Genomic DNA, 19,673 nt, shown 5'->3' on the forward strand with positions numbered 1-19,673 from the left:
GAACGTCTTGAACTGGCACGTGTCCAGATGGCGCCAGACACGAGGCTCGGCATGGTCGCGGCAAGCCAGCTCTCGACCACAAGTAGGGCAAAACCAGCGAACACCAGGACCATGCTCCACGCGGATGTCTACCCGACCTTCCGCCGTGTCCAGTTCAACAGCCTCAACAAACCAGGGCTCGGTCAGCCCGAGAATCCGAAAATATAGGTCCGTATCCTTCATTGGTGCCCTCCGGGAAGGACATTAGCAGATCAGCTACCCACGGAAAACCCGGAAGAGCCTTCTTCCAAACAGCATCTGAAATGTCGTGTCGTCTATGGGCTGGTAGTGGCATGCGCCCCTCCGTTTGTGGTTGAAGGCAAGCGAACTATGCCACAAAATAAAATTTTAGACAATCTCGTGACGAGACTATCTAGTATAGTTAATAATTTCTCGTCGTGATGTGTGAGGATCAGAAAAATTAAACGAGGGCTAATTTTCTCATCAGCGGCAAGATTTTTTGGAAAGTTGCCGAGGAAGCAAATGTTCCGTTAACAAGTTCGTCAAATCTTAGGCCACTGTATTGCTGCGACAATTGCAACTCAGAAAAATAGGATTTTATCGCGGCAGAAGAAATCCTTTTTGTTGATTGCGATATGCGTATTGATTTGCCATTTATGCTAATCACATGGCTACCGCCATTCTTTGATTTTTTGCAATAAGCTCCCCTTATTTTGCATTGATGAATAAAATCTTTAGTTTTAATATCATTAAACTTTTCTAAATATGGATATTTGTGACTGCGAAGCCATTTTGAAACTACATTCAAAAATTCATCATTTGTTTTATCAATACCACAAATGTCTCCATTGGCAATATCAATGAGAAATTCATAAGTTTCATCTTCATCTAATAAGAGCATGTAGTTATTCATATCGTAAAAAACCAACGTCGAAACAAGAGCAGTTCTTTTATTACCGTTGTGAAATGGATGATTTTGTATAAGAGATATTAAAAGAGCAGCAGCTTTATCATCGAGAGTATTGTATTTTTCTACATCAGCAATTGATGTTTGTGGCCGAAATAACGCAGATTCGAGCATGTTAACATCTTTGACTCCGGATGGTGAAATTGGATCACCATCTTTTTCAAAAAAAATAACTAAGGCTTCATGGATCGCTTTTGCTTGGTTTGCGGTAACGTACATGGAAAAACCTCTGTTACAGATTTTGTGCCAAAGCTCTTAACCATCAGCAATGATGTTAGCCTATGCAATATTTAGTAGCTAAACAAGGTTTTCCAGGAAGTTCCCCGGTAATCCTACAGAAAAACTATCATTTCTGGGTAGGATTTCCGATGCTGAACCGAACGGAGATTTTATATGAAAGCGTCAAGTTTTTCCGACAGTCAGATTTTGGCAATTTTGAAGCAGGCGGAGGCCGGCTTTCCGCCCGCGCGTGTGGCTCAAGGCTTGCGGCGTGCTGTTTATTTCTGCTCTTATGCGGCATCTCCCGCGGCCTTACGTTATAACGCATCTCTGCAGCAACGTATTTGTTTGCACATGGCAGCGCGCTTTTGACTATTTTGTGGGCATTGACTATAAAAGGGAAATGAACAAAGACAATCTCCCGGCTATCCGCCCCTGTATGAAATGCGGCGCTATTCCTGATAAAATTGAGACTTCTCGCCCCGACGGCCGTACGCGCGACCTTTACCGCGTGGTCTGCCCCTGCGGCAACGGCCCCTTGCGCTGGTCGGTCAGCGTATCGGCGGCCATCCGGCTCTGGAACACGCACGACGCCTCATAGGCCCTCTTGCCGCCTTTGCGGGCGGGCGCATCCCAAGGCCGCGCACGACGCCCCTGCGCACCCTGCGTCGCGCAGCTGCAGGGGCAGGCTGCGTCTGCGCCGCGGCGCTGGCTTGCCCGGGAAGCCGCCCTGCCGCGCATGTCCAGCCGCAAGCGCGGCGTCAGGCGGCTGCGCGCCTTGGGGGCGTAGTCTTTTCTCCCCTTCGCAGTAAAAAAATGTTGACGCGGCCCGGCCCGGCCGCTATAACACCCCTTGCCTCAAGTAGGAGCGTAGCTCAGGTGGCTAGAGCACTTCCTTGACACGGAAGGGGTCAGCAGTTCAAGTCTGCTCGTTCCTACCAGACGAAGTTCCGGGGATGGTTTCCCCTTTATGGCGGAAGACCTTGGCTCCGCCCATAACAGGGGCCGCCGCAAAGGCGGCCCGGTGACCGTTATCGGCGCAGTGGGGAGGTTTACCTCCCCATTTTGTTTTTGTCGGCAGCCGTGGCCGGCGCGCGTGGAGCGCAGGGCGCGGGCGGAAAAGGAGCGGATTGATGGAAGTGCAGGTGGAAGGGCAGGCGGTGGCCGTCGCGCCCGGCGATGCCGTGGCTGCGGCGCTGCAGAAGGCCCTCAGCGGCAAAAAGTTCAAATCCGTGGTGGCCGCGCGCACGGCGGAAGGTACGCTGCTGGATCTTTCCGCGTCCGTGCCCCAGGGGTGTGCGGCGCTTACGCCCGTGTTCGCCGAAGAGCCGGACGGCCTGCGCATTCTGCGTCACTCCACGGCTCACGTCATGGCCGCGGCGGTCAAGCGGTTGTTCCCGGCGGCCAAGGTCACTATCGGCCCGGCTATTGAGAATGGCTTTTACTATGATTTTGACGTAGAGCGCCCCTTCTCCAGCGAGGATTTCCCCGCCATTGAGGCCGAAATGGCCCGCCTGGCCGAGGCGCGCCTGCCTTTTGCCCGCAAGGACGTCTCCAAGGCCGAGGCCGCCGCGCTGTTCACGGCCGAAGGCGAGCCATATAAGGTGGAGCTGCTGGAGAGCATTGAGGGGGATACGGTTTCCCTCTATACCTGCGGGGAATTTACGGACCTCTGCCGGGGGCCGCATGTGCCGCACACGGGCTTTGCCAGGGCCGCCAAGCTGCTTTCCGTGGCCGGAGCTTACTGGCGCGGGGACGAAAAGAACCGCATGCTCTCGCGCATTTACGGCACGGCCTTTGCGGACGAAAAAGCCCTCAACGCCTACCTCAAGCAGGTGGAGGAAGCCAAGCGCCGCGACCACCGCAAACTGGGGCGGGAGCTGAACCTTTTTGCCTTTAAGGAAGATGTGGCGCCGGGCATGGTTTTCTGGCTGCCCAAGGGCATGCTGGTGCGCACCATTCTGGAGGACTTCTGGCGGCGGGAGCACCTCAAGCGCAACTACGACATCGTCCAGGGGCCGCAGTTGCTGCGGGTGGAGACGTGGCAGAAATCCGGCCACTACGATCACTACCGCGAGAACATGTATTTCACCAAGATTGAGGACGACGCCTACGGCATCAAGCCCATGAACTGCATCGCCCACATGCTTATTTACGGCAATGAGCTGCGCAGCTACCGCGACTTGCCCCAGCGTTACTTTGAGCTGGGCGTGGTCCACCGGCACGAGAAAAGCGGCGTGCTGCACGGGCTGCTGCGGGTGCGCCAGTTTACCCAGGACGATGCGCACATCCTCTGCGCGCCGGAGCAGCTGGAGGGCGAAATCCTGGAGGTCATCCACCTTATCCGCGACCTCATGGGCCTGTTCGGCTTTCAGTATAAGGTGGCCATTTCCACCCGGCCCAAGGACAGCATCGGCACGGACGAAGCCTGGGATCTGGCCACCAACGCGCTGATCCAGGCCGTGGAAAAGGCCGGCATCAGCTACGAGATCAACGCGGGCGACGGGGCCTTTTACGGCCCCAAGATCGACGTGCGCCTGCTCGACTGCATCGGGCGCGAATGGCAGTGCTCCACCATTCAGGTGGACTTTACCCTGCCGGAGCGCTTTGACCTCACCTATGTGGGGCAGGACGGCGAGCGCCACCGCCCCGTCATGGTCCACCGGGCCATTATGGGCTCGCTGGAGCGTTTTATCGGCATCCTTATTGAGAACTACGCCGGCGCGCTGCCCACCTGGCTTGCGCCGGAGCAGGCCAGGGTGCTGACGGTGACGGAGGTCGGCGACGCGGCGGCCCTGGCGGTGCGCGACGCCCTGCGCGCCCAGGGCGTGCGCGTGGCCGTTGATACGCGCAATGAGAAGCTGGGCTTCAAGGTGCGTGAGGCCCAGTTGGCCAAGGTGCCGTATATTCTGGTGGTAGGGGAGAAAGAAGCGCAGGAGGGCGGCGCCAACGTTCGCCTGCGCAGTGGTGAAAACCTGGGGCTCAAATCCGTGGCGGAGATTGCCGCGCTGGTGCGCGCGGACGCCGAAGAGCCCTTCAAACAAGGAGGAATGCGCTATAGCTTCGCCTAACATGAGATTCCGGCGCGATATGCCGCAAGACGGCGTGCGCCGCAACGAGTTGATCCGCGCCCGCGAAGTGCGCGTGATCGCCGCCGATGGCGAACAGCTTGGAATTCTGCAACGCAATGACGCCATTGCCCTGGCCAAGGAGGCCGGCATGGACCTGGTGGAAGTGGCCTCCACTTCCGAACCGCCCGTCTGCCGGATAATGGACTACGGCAAGTTTAAGTACGAGCAGCAGAAGAAAAAGCAGGAAGCCAAAAAGCGTCAGAGCGTGGTGCAGATCAAGGAAATCAAGGTCCGGCCCAAAACCGACGACCACGATTACGAAACCAAGATCCGCCATATCCGCCGCTTTCTGGAGGACGGAGACCGCTGCAAGATCACGGTCTTTTTCCGTGGCCGCGAGATCGTGCACAAGGACCGCGGGCTGTCCATCCTGGAACGGGTGGTGCAGGACCTGGCCGATGTGGCCAAGGTGGACCAGGAGCCCCGCGCCGAAGGGCGCACGCTGCAAATGCTGCTGGTGCCCAAGAAATAACGCGGGTTTGTCGCGTAGGGGCCGCCCGCCCAGGCGGAAAAGGGACAGCGGCTCTTGCGTCGTGTCCCGCTTTGGGGCATTATGCCCCTTCCCGGTTTCCGCCCGGCCATGCCGGGCTCTATTCAGTGCAAGGAGTATGTCATGCCCAAGATCAAAACCCGCCGTGCCGCGGCCAAGCGCTTTGTGCAGACCGGCAGCGGCAAGTTCAAGCGGCGTCGCCAGAACCTGCGTCACATCCTGACCAAGAAGGCCCCCGGCCGCAAGATGCGTCTGGGCCAGGCCACCCTGGTGGATGGGACCAATATGAAGGCTGTGCGCCGGATGCTGCCCAACGGCTGATTTGTTTGACTTTTTGTTTGTCGGCTGCGCAACCTGCGCGGCGCGCTTCAGTTGCGGCTGTCCGCCGCTTCGGCGCGCCCCTTGGTTTCCTTGCGGGTCGGCAAGAATCCGGCGCAAATCCCGGCCTTCGGGCGGGGGATCGGGCCGGGCGAACAAACGGCCTGCGCGGCTCCTTTACGGAGCGGCAGGCGGCATTGCGTTCGCGCTGCCGCCTGTGCGGCGCGTCGGCAATGGTTTGACAAAAACATAACGGCGCTCTGTGCGCCGGCGGCGAATGCGGAGCCGCGACAGAGGTCCAATCCGCGTCCCTCGCTGAGGGTTCGGACAAATTTTACGCATCTCCACGGGCATTCCTCCGCCTGGTGGAGAGAAGGAGGATACGCGCATGCGTGTGAAGAGAGGTCTTGCCGGGCATCGCCGTCACAAAAAGTATCTGAGCGCAGCCAAAGGTTTCCGCGGCGGACGCAGCCGTCTGTACCGCACCGCGCGCGAGGCTGTAGAACGTTCGCTGCAAAATTCCTTTACGGGCCGCAAACTGCGCAAGCGCGATTTCCGCAGCCTGTGGATTCTGCGCATCAACGCGGGCGCGCGCCTGAGCGGGCTTTCGTACAGCCGCTTCATGCACGGCCTGAAGGTGGCGGGCATTGCCCTCAACCGCAAGGTGCTGGCGGATCTGGCCGTGTATAAGAAGGAAGACTTCGCCCAGGTGGTGGAGCTGGCCAAGGCCGCCCTGAGCAAATAGCGCGGTTAGCCCCCAGCCCTTTTTTCTGCGGCCGGAAAGGCGCGCTTCCTGTGCAAATGCGCCGGGCGCGACGCGGAGCGGGAAAAAGTTTTCTGAAAGGGTGGGGGCGCGGGGTCGGGGAAAGTTTTGTTTGCAAAAGTTTCCCCGACCCCGCAAAAAATCTCTCCCCGTCGGCGGCTTGCCGGGGCGCGGGCGGGATGGTATGCCTTTTGGGCGCGGGCGGTGCGCAAGCGCCCCTCGCGCCCTGTTTTTTTGTCCGGGAGGCATCCCGGCGCAGTGATGTGTGCAACAACAGCGCCGCAGCAACGGCATGGGGAATCCGTCATGGATTTGATTTCTGCACTGGAGGGCCTGGTTCCCGAACTGGAGGCCGGTCTGGCGCAAGCCGCCGAACTGGACGCGCTGGAAGCCCTGCGCGTGGACTTTCTGGGCCGCAAAGGCCGCATCGCCCAGGTCATGAGCCAGCTGCCGGGCCTGCCGCCTGAGGCGCGGCCCGCGGTGGGGCAGAAGGCCAACAGCGTCAAAGAGCGCTGCAATACGCTCTTTGAGCAGCGCAAGGCGGCGCTGGAGGCCGGGCGCGAGGCTGCGGCCCTGAAGCGCTTTGATCCCTCGGTGCCGGGGCGCGCGCCCTGGCGCGGCAGCCTGCACCCCACCACCCTGGTGATGGAAGAGATCTGCGACGTGTTCAAGGGGCTGGGCTTTGACGTGGCTTCCGGGCCGGAAGTGGAGATCGACTATTACAACTTCGAGGCCTTGAACATGCCGCCGGAGCACCCGGCCCGCGATATGCAGGATACCCTGTACATTACGGACAAAGTGCTCATGCGCACCCACACCTCGCCGGTGCAGGTGCGCACCATGCTGGCCCGCAAGCCGCCCGTGGCCGTGGTGGTGCCCGGCAAAGTCTACCGGCGGGACAGCGACCTCACCCACACCCCCATGTTCCATCAGATCGAGGGGCTGCTGGTGGGCAAGGGCGTGAGCCTGGCCCATTTGCGCGGCACGCTGACGGCCTTTGTGCGGTCCGTGTTCGGCGCAGCTACCGACGTGCGCTTCCGTCCCAGCTTTTTCCCTTTTACCGAGCCCTCGGCGGAGGTGGACATCTCCTGCTGCATGTGCGGCGGCAAGGGGCAGGTGAACGGCGAGCCTTGCCGGGTGTGCAAGACCACGGGCTGGGTGGAGATTCTGGGCTGCGGCATGGTGGACCCGGCCGTGTTCGAGGCCGTGGGCTATCCGGCGGACAGCACCGGCTTCGCCTTCGGCATGGGCGTGGAGCGCGTGACCATGCTCAAGTACGGCATTGGGGATCTGCGGATGTTTTTTGAAAACGACACACGCTTTCTGAGCCAGTTCACCTGGTGACGCCCATGGCCGCTCCCGCTGCACGTCATCCGTTTTCGGGGGCCGTTGCGGCCCCGGCTTTCGGCCAGGGCCGCAGGGCGGCGCGTTTTTCGGCCCTGCTGCTGGCCGCCTTTGTGGCCTTGGGCGGCCTGCCCGGCGCGGGCGGCACGGCCCTGGCGGCCTCGGCCTACAGCCCCCGGCAGTCGGGGCTGGAGCCCCCTGGCGGCCCCCGGGCCACGGAAACCCTGCCCGGCCAGAGCGCAAGCCGCACGGCCGAAGGCGGCATGGGCCATACGGACGCCTACGGCAATACGGTCACGCCCCGCGAGCCGGAGGCCCCCAAGGCCCGCAAACGCCTGAACCCCGGCGCCTACGGCGCGACGCGGCAGGCAAAGGACGAACGCCCTTTGCCCGACCCCGAACCGCGGGATCAGACGCCGGTCTGGAATTTTCGCTAACCGCACCGCCCGCGCGGCAAATTCCCCAACGGGAGAGGCCCGCGCGGCAAAGGATCGATTCGCTATGCTGCTCTCTCTTTCTTGGCTGCGTGAGTTCACGCCTTATGATGGCACGGCCGAGGCCCTGGGCGACCGGCTGACCATGCTGGGTCTGGAGCTGGAAGACATCCGGCGGCCTTACGCGGGCATCGCCTCCATCGTGGTGGGGCGGGTGGTGACCTGCGAGAACCATCCGCAATCCGATCACCTGCACTGCTGCACGGTGGATGCGGGCCAGGGGGAGCTGCTGGAGATCGTCTGCGGCGCGCCCAATGTGGCGGCGGGGCAGCTGGTGCCCGTGGCTCTGGTGGGCACGCGCATGCCCGACGGCATGGTCATCAAAAAAGCCAAGCTGCGCGGCGCGCCCTCGCACGGTATGATCTGCTCCGAGCGGGAGCTGGGCCTTACCGAGGACCATTCGGGCATCATGGTCCTGCCGGAAAATTTCGTGGTGGGCAAGCCGCTGGTGGAGCAGCTGGATCTGGACCGCGAGGTGCTGGACATCTCCATCACCCCCAACCGGGCGGACTGCCTTTCCGTTCTGGGGCTGGCGCGGGAAACGGCCCTGGCCTTCAACCTGCCCCTGAGCGTCCCTGACGTGCCCCTGCCCGCAACGCTTGCGCCGGCCCTGGAGGTGCCCATCGCCATTGAGGATCCGGAGCTCTGCTGGCTCTACGCGGGCCGGGCGCTCACGGACGTGCGCGTGGGGCCCTCGCCCATGCGCCTGCGCCACCGCCTGCACGCCCACGACGTGCGCCCCATCTCCAATATCGTGGACGTGACCAACTACATTCTGCTGGAGTGCGGCCAGCCCCTGCATTCTTTTGATCTGGACAATCTGCGCGGAGGCCGCATCGTGGTGCGCCGCGCCGGGGAGGGGGAGCGCTTCACCACCCTGGACGGCCAGGAGCGCGTGCTCAACGCCCAGGACCTTTGCATCTGCGACGGCGAGCGCCCCGTGGCTCTGGCGGGCGTCATGGGCGGCCTCAATTCTGAAATCGGGGCCGCCAGCGCCCGCGTGTTTCTGGAGAGCGCCGTGTTCCGCCCGGCCACTATCCGCAAAACCTCGCGCCGCCTGGGGCTTTCTTCCGAGGCTTCCTACCGTTTTGAGCGCGGCATCGACCAGCAGCGCTCGGTCTGGTCCCTTAACCGGGCCTGCGCCATGATGGCCGCCCTGAGCGGCGGCAAGGTCTGCGCCAACCTCTGCGCCAACGAGCCCCGGCCCTTTGCGCCCGCGCGCATTCCCTTCCGCCCGGCCCGGGCCGACGCCCTGCTGGGCGTGCATCTGGGCGCGGATTTCGACGCCGCCACCCTCTCAGGCCTGGGTTGCGCCGTGGACAACAGTAATCCCGAACAGTGGGCGGTCAGCCAGCCCTCCTGGCGGCCGGACCTTACCCGCGAGGCCGACCTCATTGAAGAAGTGGGCCGCATGCACGGCCTGGACGCCATTGCCCCGGCCCTGCCGCGGGTGGAGCGCAACCTCGCGCACGCCGGTGAGCCGGAATCGCGCTTCGGCTTCTGGTCCCGCATCAAGCACTGGGGCGCGGGCCTGGGCCTCAACGAGGCGGTCAACTACAGTTTTGTGGGCCACAAGGATCTGGACCGCCTGCACCTGCCGCAGGAGGGGCGCATCTCCATCATGAATCCCCTTTCGGCAGAGCAGGACGCCCTGCGCACGGCCCTGGCCCCCGGCCTGCTCAATACCCTGCGCAACAACCTGGCCCAGGGCGCGGCGGGCTTGCGGCTGTTTGAGCTGGCCACGGTATTTGCGGCGGACGCGGCTTCGGAGACCACGGCGTGCGAAACGGGCGCGCTGGGCCTGCTGCTTTACGGGGCGCGCTACGATGCCGCCTGGCCCCAGCCCGAAGGCGATCTGGATTACACGGACCTCAAGGGCGTAGTGGAGCATCTGCTGCACCATCTGCACCTGCCCGCGCCGGTCTGCACCCTGCGGGAGGATCACCCCTTCCTGCTGCCTTGCGTCAACCTGAGCGTGGAGGGCGCGGCCCTGGGCGTCATGGGCCGGGTCAGGCCCGCCATGGCGGCGGAATACCACGCCCGCAAAGACGTCTGGCTGGCCGAGATCGACCTGGAGGAACTGCGCCGCCTGCACGATGCGGTGCGTCTGCGCTTTACGGCCTTGCCCGTGTTTCCCCCCGTGCGGCGGGACATCACGGTGGCCGCGGGCCCCGGCCTTGCGGTGGCCGCCGTGCTTGAGCATATTCGGGGCCTCAGGCTGCCCCTGCTGGAGGACGTGGCCCTGGTGGACCTTTTTGAACCGCCCGCAGCCGCCGGGGCGGAACCTGTGCGCAACCTTACCTTCCGCCTGACGTTCCGCCATGCGCAACGCACCCTTAAGGATTCTGAAGTAGACAAAGAGCGGGCAAACGTGGCAGAATCGCTGGAGCGCGCGCTGGGCGTGCGCGTTTAATCCTGCAGTCGCATCCCGCCTTCGCGCGTTCCTGACTCCGCGCGGACGGCTGGGGTGCGGCGTTGCCGGCGTCCGGGGGAGCAGATGGAGGCAAAGACGACCGGAAAGACCTACCGCATCGGCGAAGCGGCGGAATTGCTCCACCTCAAAACCCATGTGCTGCGCTTCTGGGAAACGGAATTCCCCCAGCTGGACCCCATCCGCACGGACAAGGGCCAGCGCCTGTATACCGAGGAGCACCTGGCCCTGCTGCGGCGCATCCAGCAATTGCTGCACGAGCAGGGCATGACCATTGAGGGCGCGCGGCGCGTGCTGCAAGGCAGCGCCGTGGTGGACGAAACCCTGCCCCAGCGTCTGGCCGCTGTGCCGGACCCGGAATTTATGCGCGGGCTCAAGCGCCAGCTGTTGTCCCTGCGCCGCCTGCTCAGCGGGCAATAACCCCCCCCGCGGGCGCGGCTGTTGCGCGCTGCGCGCAAGGCGGAGAACCAAGGAATGATCCTTTCACCTTCCCTGTTGTCCGCGGATTTCGCCCGCCTGGCCGAGGAGCTGGCCGCGCTGGAAGCCGCGGGCGTAGCTTGGCTGCACCTGGACGTCATGGACGGGGCCTTTGTGCCCAACATCACCTTCGGTCCCCCGCTCATCAAAGCCCTGAGGCCCCTGAGCGGGCTTTTTTTTGACGTCCATCTTATGGTGGAAGACCCCGCCCGCCACCTGGCCGCCTTTGCCGCCGCCGGGGCGGATATGCTGGTCGTCCACGCCGAGGCCGACCGCCATCCCCAGCGTACCCTCTGCGCCATACGCGAGCTGGGCTGCAAGGCGGGCGTGGCCCTAAACCCCGGCACGGACGTGAGCGCCGTGCGCTGGCTGGCCGCGGATATGGACATGCTGCTTGTCATGAGCGTGAACCCCGGCTTTTCCGGCCAGGCCTTCATCCCGGCGAGCTTCGCCAAGCTCCGCGCGGCCCGCAGGCTGCTGGACGAAAACGGCGGCGAAAACGTCCTCATCCAGGTGGACGGCGGGGTCTGCCCCGAAAACGCCGCCGCCCTGCAGGACGCCGGGGCCGACGTACTGGTTTCCGGCTCGGCCTTTTTCGGCCATAAACCCTACAAAACGCGCCTGGCGGCCTTTGCCGCCGCCTGCGCCGGACGCGAACCCCGCCCCGCCCTTAAGGCCGCGACGGGCTGGAAGTAAAGGAAGAGTTGCATGCCTACCCGCAGACAGTGCGCCAACGCCCTCCGCATTCTGGCCGTGGACGCCATAGAAAAGGCCCGTTCCGGGCATCCCGGCGCGCCGCTGGGCATGGCCGACATGGCCGAAGCCCTCTGGCGGCATGTGCTCCGGCACAATCCCGCCAATCCTCGCTGGCACGACCGGGACCGCTTTGTGCTCTCCAACGGGCACGCCTCCATGCTGCTCTACGGCTTGCTGCACCTTTCCGGCTATGACCTGCCGCTGGAGGAAATTGAAAACTTCCGCCAGTGGGGCTCCAAGGCGGCGGGGCATCCGGAATACGATCCGGATATGGGCGTGGAGATGACCACCGGCCCGCTGGGTCAGGGGCTGGCCTCGGCCGTGGGCATGGCCCTGGCCGAACGCCTGCTGGCCGCGCGCTACAACACGCCGGAGCACACGGTGGTGGACCACCGTACCTACGTCTTTGCCGGCGACGGCTGCCTCATGGAGGGCGTGTCCTATGAGGCCTGCTCCCTGGCGGGCACCTGGGGCCTGGGGCGGCTCATTGTGCTGTACGACGCCAACGGCATTTCCATTGACGGCAAGGTGGAGGGCTGGTTCACGGAGGACGTGGCCGGGCGTTTCACGGCCTGCGGCTGGCAGGTGCTGGGCCCGGTGGACGGGCACGACGCCGCCGCGCTGGACGCGGCCCTGGCCGCTGCCCAGGCGGAAGAAGGCAAACCCAGCCTGATCATCTGCCATACGCACATCGGCTTCGGTTCGCCCAAGGCGGATTCCGCCTCCTGCCACGGCTCACCCCTGGGGCCAGAAGGCGTGGCCGCCACGCGCACGGCCCTGGGCTGGACAGAACCGCCCTTTGTCATCCCAGAGGACATCCGCGCCGCCTGGGACGCGCACGCGCGCGGTCGCGCTCTTGAGGCTGCCTGGCAGCGCGCCTTTGACGCCTACCGCGCGGCCCACCCCGACCTGGCCGCCGAATTTGAACGCCGCATGCGCGGGGAACTGCCCGACGACTGGGCCGCCACGGCCCGCCAGATCGTGGAGGACGCCCTGAACGCGCGGGAAGACCTGGCCACCCGCGTGGCCTCGCGCAAGACGCTGGAAACGCTGACAACGCGCCTGCCGGAGCTGCTGGGCGGCTCCGCCGATCTCACGGGCTCCGTGGGCACGCTCACGGCCGCGTCCGTGCGGCTGGACCCCAGAACGCATACGGGCAACTACATTTCCTACGGCGTGCGGGAATTTGGCATGAGCGCCGTCATGAACGGCCTGGCCCTGCACGGCGGCTTCATTCCCTATGCGGGCACGTTCCTTTCGTTTGCGGATCAGGCCAAGAACGCCCTGCGCCTGGCGGCGCTCATGGGCGTGCGGGCCGTGTGGGTGTTTACCCACGATTCCATCGGCGTGGGAGAGGACGGCCCCACCCACCAGCCCGTGGAGCAGCTCAACATGCTGCGCGCCACTCCGGGCCTGCGCGTCTGGCGGCCTTGCGATACGGTGGAAACCGCCGCGGCCTGGCGCTGCGCCCTGGAAAGTACCTGCCCCAGCGTGCTTTCTCTCTCGCGCCAGACCCTGCCCTTCTGCCCGCGGGATGCGGCGCAGACGGCGGCCATCGCCCGCGGCGGTTATGTGCTGCAGGATTGCGCGGGCACGCCGGAGCTTATTTTGCTGGCCACGGGCTCGGAAGTGGGCCTGGCCCTGGCGGCGGCGGAACAGCTTGGCGCGGAAGGCCGCCGGGTGCGCGTGGTTTCCATGCCCTGTACGGAGCTTTTTGACGTCCAGGACGCCGCCTATAGGGAAAGCGTGCTGCCCCGCGCGGTGCGCGCCCGCATTGCCATAGAAGCGGCAGCCGTGGATTGGTGGCGCAAGTATGTGGGCCTGGACGGCGCGGTGCTGGGCATGGAGCGCTTCGGCGCGTCCGCGCCGGGCAAGGTGGTTTTTGAGCGCTTGGGCTTCACTGTACCGCATGTGCTGGAGCTGGCGCAAGCGTTGCTGGCCTAGGGCGTTGCAGCTTTGAAATGCCCTGACGGCTGCGTGAGCAGACGCCCGCTGTGGGGGGCGTAAGCGCAAGTTATTTGCGCTGGTAAGCGCCTAAACGCGCGTGCCGTAAACTTTGAGAAAATGCCTGTTCTCAAAGGTACTCTGCTCCAGGGCGGCTTCCGGCAGGAAGTGCCCGGCGGCCGCATAGCCCATAATCTTTAACAGTACGGACAGGGAGGGCGCAGATGCCGATCAGGAAAATGCAGGACGTGGACCTGGCGGGCAAAACCGTGGTCATTCGCGAGGATCTCAATGTGCCCATGAAGGACGGGGCCGTGAGCAACGATAAGCGCATCCGCGCGGCCCTGCCCACCATCAATCTGGCCCTGGAACAGGGCGCGGGCGTTATTGTGCTTTCGCACCTGGGCCGGCCCACGGAAGGGCAGTTTGAGGAGCAGTTTTCCCTCAAGCCCGTGGCGGCGCGCCTGGGCGAGCTGCTGGGGCGGCCCGTGACCCTGGCCCCCACCTTTGCGGAAGCCAAGGCCGCGCCGGGCGCGGTGACCCTGCTGGAGAACGTGCGTTTTCTTAAGGGCGAGAAAAAGAACGACCCGGACCTGGCCGCCCGCCTGGCGGGCCTGGGCGAGGTCTACGTCATGGACGCCTTTGGCGCGGCCCACCGGGCCCACGCCTCCACTGAAGGCGCTGTGCGCGCGGCCAAAAAGGCCTGCGCCGGGCCCTTGCTGCAGGCGGAGCTGGAAGCCTTCGGCAAGGTGCTGGATAACCCCGCCCGCCCTCTGGTGGCCATTATTGGCGGATCCAAGGTTTCCTCCAAGCTGGGCCTGCTGGAAAATCTGCTCAATACGGTGGACGTGCTCATGGTGGGCGGCGGCATTGCCAATACCTTCCTGGCCGCAGCCGGGTACATGGTGGGCAAAAGCCTGTGCGAGGAAGACCTGGTGCCTGAGGCCAAAAAAATCATGGAGCAGGCCAAGACCCTGAACAAAGAGTTCCCCCTGCCTGTGGACGTGGTTACGGCCGAGGATCTGGCCCCAGGCCAGCGGGCCAGCGCCCATGCCGTGGGCGACGTGCCCCCGGACCAGATGATTCTGGATATCGGGCCGGAAACCGTGGCCGCGTATGAAAAGCTGCTCGCCAAGGCCGCCACCGTGGTCTGGAACGGCCCCGTGGGGGCCTTTGAGACTGATCCCTTCGGGCAGGGCACCAAGGCGCTGGCCAATTTCCTGGCTGGCGGCAAGGCCTTTGTGGTGGTGGGCGGCGGCGACTCTGTGGCGGCTGTGGAAAAATACGGCCTGGCCGACAAGATGGGCTATATTTCCACCGGCGGCGGCGCGTCCCTGGAGCTTCTGGAAGGCAAAATCCTACCCGCCGTGGCCGCGCTGGAAGCCGTGTCCTAGCGCAGAGTAACTTTGAGAACAGGCATTCCTCAAAGTTTACGGCACGCGCGTTTCGGCGTTTAACAGACCAAATACATTGCGCTTACGCCTGCACGGCGGGCGTCTGCTTGCGCAAACCGCCACGGCATTGCAACGTTGCAATGCCGTGGCGGTTTGCTGCCGTGGCGGGCACTACAGCCCTACGCGGAGCAGCGTGCCTCTGAGAATCTGCATTTTTCAAAGCTGCGCTGCCATCCGCGCCAGTGTGGCGTAGGCAAAATTCATTTTCGCCGACCACGCCGAGTGCAGCGTTTTTAAAGGTAATCTGCTCTAGTCCCAGTGCCGCTTGTCCTCAATGGGACGGATCTGCGGGGGCAGGCTGCCGGGCGCCAGCACGCGCAGATCAGGACGCAGCTTGATCTTCTCGCGGAACTGGTGCAGGAGCTCTTCCTCGCGCTTGAAGCCGCTGGTTTCCACATAGAGGGTCATTTCGTCAATGCCGCCGGGGTTGGTGACCTCAATCTGCCAGCGTTTGATTTCCTCAAACCGGCTCATGACCTGCTCCACCTGGTGCGGATAAACAAACATGCCCATGATGCGGGCGGTGGTGTCCACCCGGCCCACAATGCTGCCCAGGCGCGGGCTGGTGCGGCCGCAGGCGCAGGGGCTGCGGTCAATGTAGGAGAGGTCGCCCGTGGCCAGGCGGATGAGCGGGTACGTCTTGTTGAAGGCCGTGACCACAATTTCGCCCACCTCGCCGTCCTTGAGCGGAATGCCCGTATCCGGATGGCAGATTTCCACATAGCAGCGGTTGGCGATGTGCAGGCCCGTTCTGTGGTAGCATTCGTAGCCGATGCAGCCCACGTCCGCCGTGCCGTAGCCCTGGCGCATGACCAGGTCGTACTTTTTTTCCATCTGCGAGCGCGTTTTTTCAGACAGGCGCTCACCGGTGACAAAGGCCACCTCCAGGAAAAGATCCTTGCGCAGGTTGAGGCCTTTTTCCTCGGCCTTCTGCGCCAGGTGCATGAGAAAACTGGGCGTGCCCACATAGCCGGAGATACGCAGCTTCTGCATAATGTCCAGCTGCGTGGCCGCGTCCGAGGGGCCGGCCGGAATCACCGCGCAGCCCAGATTGCGCAAGGGTTCCTCAAACATGAGCCCCGCCGGGGTGAGCTGGTAGTTGAAGGTGTTCTGCACCGCGTCGCCGGGTCGGAAGCCCACGGAGTAGAAGGCCTCCGTATAGCCCCAGTAGTCCTCCCCGCGGTCTTCCGGGTCAAAGATGGGCCCTGGCGAAAGAAAGACGCGCTTGAGCTCCCCGATGTCCTTGGTCAACAGTCCGCCCAGACGCGGCCCCATGGACTGCAGGAAGATGAGCTCCTTCTTCTTCAGAATGGGAATGTGCTTGATGTCTGAAAGCGTCTTGAACTTCTCCACGTTGAACTGCGCGCGGTCAAAGCGCTTTTTGACGTCTTCGGAATACCGGTACGCATAGGCGAGCAGATCCTTGAGCTGGATCAGGCAGTACTGGCGGCGTTCGCTCTCGTCCAGCACTTCGCGACGGCTGAAAATGCCTTCGGTGCGGTCTTTACGGGTCATACCTACTCCACGGTAGCCAGGTTGGCTTTATAAACGGACACCATAGCCATTCAAAAGTTAAAGCGCAAGCATTTTTTATAAAAACAAGTTATTTCAATGGGATGTCGGCATGCGCCCGTGGGGACCAGCAGGTGCGGCAAGGCCTTCCATGTCGGTGCTCAGGCGCTGCCGGGGGGACCGGCCAGCTCCAGGCAACGGCGGCGCAGGCTGTCGTATACGGGCTCCACATGCAGGGCGTTGGCCGTAAAGGCGGCCACATAGGCTGTCAGCACAACCACTGGCGCGTTGTGGAAGGCCCCGGTCATTTCCAGCAGCAGGGCCGCGCCCGTAAGGGGCGCGCGCACCGAGGCCGCAAACAGCCCGGCCATGCCCAGGGTCAGCACCGTGGCGGTCTGCTCCGGCGGCACGGGCAGGGCCAGGTTGCAGAGGGCCGTGGCGCAGGCCCCGGCCAGCGAACCCATGAGCAGCAGGGGCATGAGCAGCCCGCCGGAAACGCTGGAAGCGAAGCTGAGCCAGGAAAACGCTATTTTCACCGCCAGCAGGAGCAGCAGACCCTCCAGCGGGAGGGGCAGCCGCTCCAGCGCCGTGGCGCTCAGGCCCACCCCGGCGAGTACCTGGGGGTAGCCATAGAGCAGGGCCCCGGCGCAGGCAAAGGGCAGCAACACCCTGAGGGGCCGCGGCAGCAGGCGGCAGCGGTCCTGAAAGCGGGTCAGCCCCAGCAGCACAACATTATAGAATGCGCCCAGAAGGCCCATGCTCAGCCCCATGGCGGGGATGAGCCACCACTGGTTCCAGCGCAAGGGCGCGAGGGTCTGAAAGGGAAAGACCAGGCCGAAGCCGAACAGCCCGTCAATCATGTACCAGGCCGAAAGGGCGCACAGGCCGGTAAACAGGAGCAGCGGCACGCTGAGGATGGTTTTCATTTCCTCAAAGGCGAAGCACATGCCCGCCAGGGGCGCGCCGAAGGCGGCCGTCATGCCGGCCACGGCCCCGCCCACCAGGTAGCGGGGCATATGCCGGGCGTCGCCTTCGCGCCACAGGCGGCCTACGCCTTCGCCCACGGCGGCGCCCATCATAATGCAAGGGCCTTCCCGCCCTACGGAGAGGCCGCCGGTCAGGGAAACCAGCGTGCCCCAGAATTTGGTCAACAACACCCGCCACCAACACATGCGGGCCTTGCCGCGCACCATGAGCTCCACCTGCGGGATGCCGCTGCCGCCCACCAGGGGTTCCAGGCGCAGGGCCAGCAAGGCCAGGGCCGCCAGGGCCGCCAGGCTGCCCCAGATCAGGGCCATAGCCAGCGGGTCGCGGGGGTCGTGGGCGCGCAGCAGGGCGACGGCCAGCCCGCTGATCCAGTCATAGGCCGCGCGGAACAGGCCGATGACGGCCCCGGTGACGCCGCCGGTGAGTACGGCCTGGGCGGCGACCCGCCGCACGCTCAGGTTGCGCAGGGCCTGCAGATCGCGGAGGGTGGGCGGTATGGGGGCGAGAAAAGGCACAAAATCTTCCTTGGCATAAGTGGGCAACAGGGGCAGTATGGCCGGAAGTCGAGGGCTTTTCAAGCTGTTGGCAAAAAAAACTGGCGGAAAACACTTGCCAAAGGGTGCGCAAGCGGGTACAAGACTTCTCCAGCCGCCGGACGTTCGCAGGCGTGCGGCAGGCCCCATGGGCCGAGGTAGCTCAGTTGGTAGAGCAGGGGACTGAAAATCCCCGTGTCGGCAGTTCAATTCTGTCCCTCGGCACCAGTAAATTTAAGCCCTTACGGTAATCGTGAGGGCTTTTTTCGCACCAAATTGCACCAAATCAGGCAAGAGGTTTGCAGGCCAACCACCCCGACAGCCGCAACGAGGAATTCCGGTCGGTGGCAATAGCTGCCCTGAACAGCAATATTTGCATGGCAATGATGCTTGGGGTGTAGACAGATAGACAACCGGTGTGGGCTGGAGTAAAATTCCCGTGTCATCTCGGCAAGGAATTGCCAAAGGGGCCGCTGGCAGCACGTTCTGTGGGCGGCCTTAACTTCTCTGACCCCGCGAAGGGTTGCATTCCGTTGGCTCGCTGCGGCCTTGCGGACGAACCCCAAGGTCTCAAACCACGCCGAAGCGGGCTTAGACTATATTGCTGCCGACATTGCTTGCCGGATGCGTTGCCTTGATTGTTTTAATCAGGTCTTTGATGTCATCATCATTACTTTCTGGCGCATAAACCGCCCTAAGCAGTCCCCACAGGAGAAAGGATGGCATAATGAGCAACGATAGCATGAAAAACGCAATGGGGTAAGGTCAGTTTTGTCCGATTATGTAGGCCGCCCAACAAAAAGGCCACCCCGAAGGATGGTCCCCCCTTGCCGCAACCTGCCATGAAACGAAGAAGGCCGGGGTTACCCGGCCTTCAATTTTACTGCTGAGCTACGGCCTGCTTCACTGTATCGGCAATAAAAGCATTCAGCGACTTGCCTTCTGCCGCAGCTGCGATACTGGCCTGGTGATATACTTCTGGATCAAGACGCAAGGCAAAGTTGCCCCGGCTCTGCTTTCGCGGTTCAACACCATGCTTGGCGCACTCGTCAAGAAAGGCGTGTAAGGACGCTGTTCCTTCAAGGCGCAAGCCGGGGAGGTCTGTTGCATAAAAATCCGCGCCGCCGTTCAGCCCCACAAACTCACCGCGAAACATCTCTATTTCCGGGTCATAGGCAATAACGGCCTTATAGCCTTCAATGTTCATTACGTTCTTCATGGCTTCACTCCGTGTTCTTCCAGCCAGCGCCTGATGCTGGCAACAGCCCCTTTGTCCGTGGTTGGCGCAGGGTGGGGGCGGTGGAAGATTTTGACTTCACCAAACAGAAACACGCTTACCCTGGAGCCTTCCCTCGCGTTGATTTCAGCCCCCAGAGCAATGAATAGCGCTTCAATATCTGCCCAACGGACGCCGCCGGGAACTGGCCGTGTAAAAATCTGAGTGAGGGTAGCGGCATGTTTGCGCTTCATGTGAACATGATATTACTTTGTGATATTAAGTCAAGGCGGTTCATCAGGCTTCTTACTTCAAGCATTCCCTTGCCCCCGTGCCTGCTGGTAGGGGGGATAGAAAGGTAATCCTCCCATTTTTAGGAGCACTTACAAGTAGCGCCTAAGACACCTGTGCGAGCTTCATGGCGGGGGTTATGCCGCCAGTGCCCATGTTGGGAGGATTACCCCGTGACCGCTGCGTGAGCAGACGCCCGCCGTGAAGCGTAAGGGCAGTTTATCTGCGCTGTTGAGCGTCGGAACGGGCGTGACCAAACTTTGAGAATATCCTTAAAATGAATCTGCGCAGGCTCGCTTGCAATTGTTCCTGGAAAATTGCGGGAGTATTCTGATCAAGTCCCTCG

General features: G+C 62.9%; 19 protein-coding genes and 2 tRNA genes. 15 read left to right on the plus strand and 6 right to left on the minus strand.

Translation table 11 applies throughout. The features are described 5' to 3' along the window. Both BLS55_RS06530 and BLS55_RS06535 read right to left on the minus strand, forming a co-directional pair. Positions 1–222, minus strand: a 222-nt coding sequence (locus BLS55_RS06530; RefSeq protein ID WP_143339529.1) for a transposase family protein, incomplete at its 3' end; no start/stop codon positions are given. Positions 223–460: 238 nt separating this feature from the next. Beyond that, complete coding sequence (locus tag BLS55_RS06535) at positions 461–1,186, minus strand: type II toxin-antitoxin system death-on-curing family toxin (RefSeq protein ID WP_092153588.1); 726 nt, start codon at positions 1,184–1,186, stop codon at positions 461–463. A gap of 174 nt (positions 1,187–1,360) precedes the next feature. On the opposite strand from BLS55_RS06535, the gene BLS55_RS11890 reads away from it, so the two are divergent. From BLS55_RS11890 to BLS55_RS06600, 14 genes are all read left to right on the plus strand, one after another. Further along, a complete protein-coding gene (locus tag BLS55_RS11890; protein ID WP_143339530.1) occupies positions 1,361–1,558 on the plus strand; it encodes a hypothetical protein in 198 nt (65 codons plus the stop codon). Between the two features lie 67 nt (positions 1,559–1,625). After that, complete coding sequence (locus tag BLS55_RS12090) at positions 1,626–1,787, plus strand: hypothetical protein (protein WP_180365414.1); 162 nt, start codon at positions 1,626–1,628, stop codon at positions 1,785–1,787. A gap of 263 nt (positions 1,788–2,050) precedes the next feature. Further along, a tRNA-Val gene (locus tag BLS55_RS06545) sits at positions 2,051–2,127 on the plus strand. Positions 2,128–2,319: 192 nt separating this feature from the next. After that, on the plus strand, positions 2,320–4,257 hold the full coding sequence (gene thrS / locus BLS55_RS06550) for a threonine--tRNA ligase (protein ID WP_092153592.1): 1,938 nt from the start codon (positions 2,320–2,322) through the stop codon (positions 4,255–4,257). A gap of 1 nt (position 4,258) precedes the next feature. Continuing rightward, positions 4,259–4,789, plus strand: a complete 531-nt coding sequence (gene infC / locus BLS55_RS06555) for a translation initiation factor IF-3 (RefSeq protein WP_092153594.1) — start codon at positions 4,259–4,261, stop codon at positions 4,787–4,789. Positions 4,790–4,930: 141 nt separating this feature from the next. Then, positions 4,931–5,128 (plus strand): 50S ribosomal protein L35, encoded by a 198-nt coding sequence (rpmI, locus tag BLS55_RS06560; RefSeq protein ID WP_092153596.1) that lies wholly within the window; start codon positions 4,931–4,933, stop codon positions 5,126–5,128. 385 nt (positions 5,129–5,513) lie between these two features. After that, positions 5,514–5,870: a 50S ribosomal protein L20 gene (rplT, locus tag BLS55_RS06565; protein ID WP_092153597.1), complete on the plus strand. Its 357-nt coding sequence runs from the start codon at positions 5,514–5,516 to the stop codon at positions 5,868–5,870. A gap of 324 nt (positions 5,871–6,194) precedes the next feature. Further along, positions 6,195–7,232 carry a phenylalanine--tRNA ligase subunit alpha gene (gene pheS, locus BLS55_RS06570; RefSeq protein WP_092153599.1) on the plus strand — a complete coding sequence of 346 codons (1,038 nt, stop codon included), beginning with the start codon at positions 6,195–6,197 and terminating at the stop codon, positions 7,230–7,232. 5 nt (positions 7,233–7,237) lie between these two features. Beyond that, positions 7,238–7,669: a hypothetical protein gene (locus tag BLS55_RS06575; RefSeq protein WP_092153600.1), complete on the plus strand. Its 432-nt coding sequence runs from the start codon at positions 7,238–7,240 to the stop codon at positions 7,667–7,669. A 64-nt stretch (positions 7,670–7,733) separates the two neighbouring features. Next, positions 7,734–10,139 carry a phenylalanine--tRNA ligase subunit beta gene (gene pheT, locus BLS55_RS06580; protein WP_092153603.1) on the plus strand — a complete coding sequence of 802 codons (2,406 nt, stop codon included), beginning with the start codon at positions 7,734–7,736 and terminating at the stop codon, positions 10,137–10,139. Positions 10,140–10,223: 84 nt separating this feature from the next. Continuing rightward, complete coding sequence (locus tag BLS55_RS06585) at positions 10,224–10,577, plus strand: MerR family transcriptional regulator (RefSeq protein WP_092153604.1); 354 nt, start codon at positions 10,224–10,226, stop codon at positions 10,575–10,577. A gap of 54 nt (positions 10,578–10,631) precedes the next feature. After that, positions 10,632–11,330 carry a ribulose-phosphate 3-epimerase gene (gene rpe, locus BLS55_RS06590; RefSeq protein WP_092153606.1) on the plus strand — a complete coding sequence of 233 codons (699 nt, stop codon included), beginning with the start codon at positions 10,632–10,634 and terminating at the stop codon, positions 11,328–11,330. Between the two features lie 12 nt (positions 11,331–11,342). Next, positions 11,343–13,334 (plus strand): transketolase, encoded by a 1,992-nt coding sequence (gene tkt, locus BLS55_RS06595; protein ID WP_092153607.1) that lies wholly within the window; start codon positions 11,343–11,345, stop codon positions 13,332–13,334. 224 nt (positions 13,335–13,558) lie between these two features. After that, positions 13,559–14,728, plus strand: a complete 1,170-nt coding sequence (locus BLS55_RS06600) for a phosphoglycerate kinase (protein WP_092153609.1) — start codon at positions 13,559–13,561, stop codon at positions 14,726–14,728. 309 nt (positions 14,729–15,037) lie between these two features. On the opposite strand, the gene BLS55_RS06605 is transcribed toward BLS55_RS06600, so the two are convergent. Both BLS55_RS06605 and BLS55_RS06610 read right to left on the minus strand, forming a co-directional pair. Then, positions 15,038–16,303 carry a phenylacetate--CoA ligase family protein gene (locus BLS55_RS06605; RefSeq protein ID WP_092153611.1) on the minus strand — a complete coding sequence of 422 codons (1,266 nt, stop codon included), beginning with the start codon at positions 16,301–16,303 and terminating at the stop codon, positions 15,038–15,040. A 158-nt stretch (positions 16,304–16,461) separates the two neighbouring features. Further along, positions 16,462–17,802 carry a chloride channel protein gene (locus tag BLS55_RS06610; protein ID WP_180365415.1) on the minus strand — a complete coding sequence of 447 codons (1,341 nt, stop codon included), beginning with the start codon at positions 17,800–17,802 and terminating at the stop codon, positions 16,462–16,464. A 170-nt stretch (positions 17,803–17,972) separates the two neighbouring features. On the opposite strand from BLS55_RS06610, the gene BLS55_RS06615 reads away from it, so the two are divergent. Further along, positions 17,973–18,048: transfer RNA gene (locus BLS55_RS06615), tRNA-Phe, on the plus strand. 652 nt (positions 18,049–18,700) lie between these two features. On the opposite strand, the gene BLS55_RS06620 is transcribed toward BLS55_RS06615, so the two are convergent. Further along, the gene (locus BLS55_RS06620) at positions 18,701–19,039 is read right to left on the minus strand and encodes a type II toxin-antitoxin system HicB family antitoxin (protein ID WP_092153615.1); all 339 of its coding nucleotides are present in this window, start codon (positions 19,037–19,039) and stop codon (positions 18,701–18,703) included. Then, positions 19,036–19,290 carry a type II toxin-antitoxin system HicA family toxin gene (locus BLS55_RS06625; RefSeq protein WP_092153616.1) on the minus strand — a complete coding sequence of 85 codons (255 nt, stop codon included), beginning with the start codon at positions 19,288–19,290 and terminating at the stop codon, positions 19,036–19,038. The genes BLS55_RS06620 and BLS55_RS06625 overlap by 4 nt, the downstream gene beginning before the upstream one ends. Positions 19,291–19,673: the final 383 nt, after the last annotated feature.

This window comes from Desulfovibrio legallii, from assembly GCF_900102485.1.
Lineage (GTDB): Bacteria > Desulfobacterota > Desulfovibrionia > Desulfovibrionales > Desulfovibrionaceae > Desulfovibrio > Desulfovibrio legallii_A.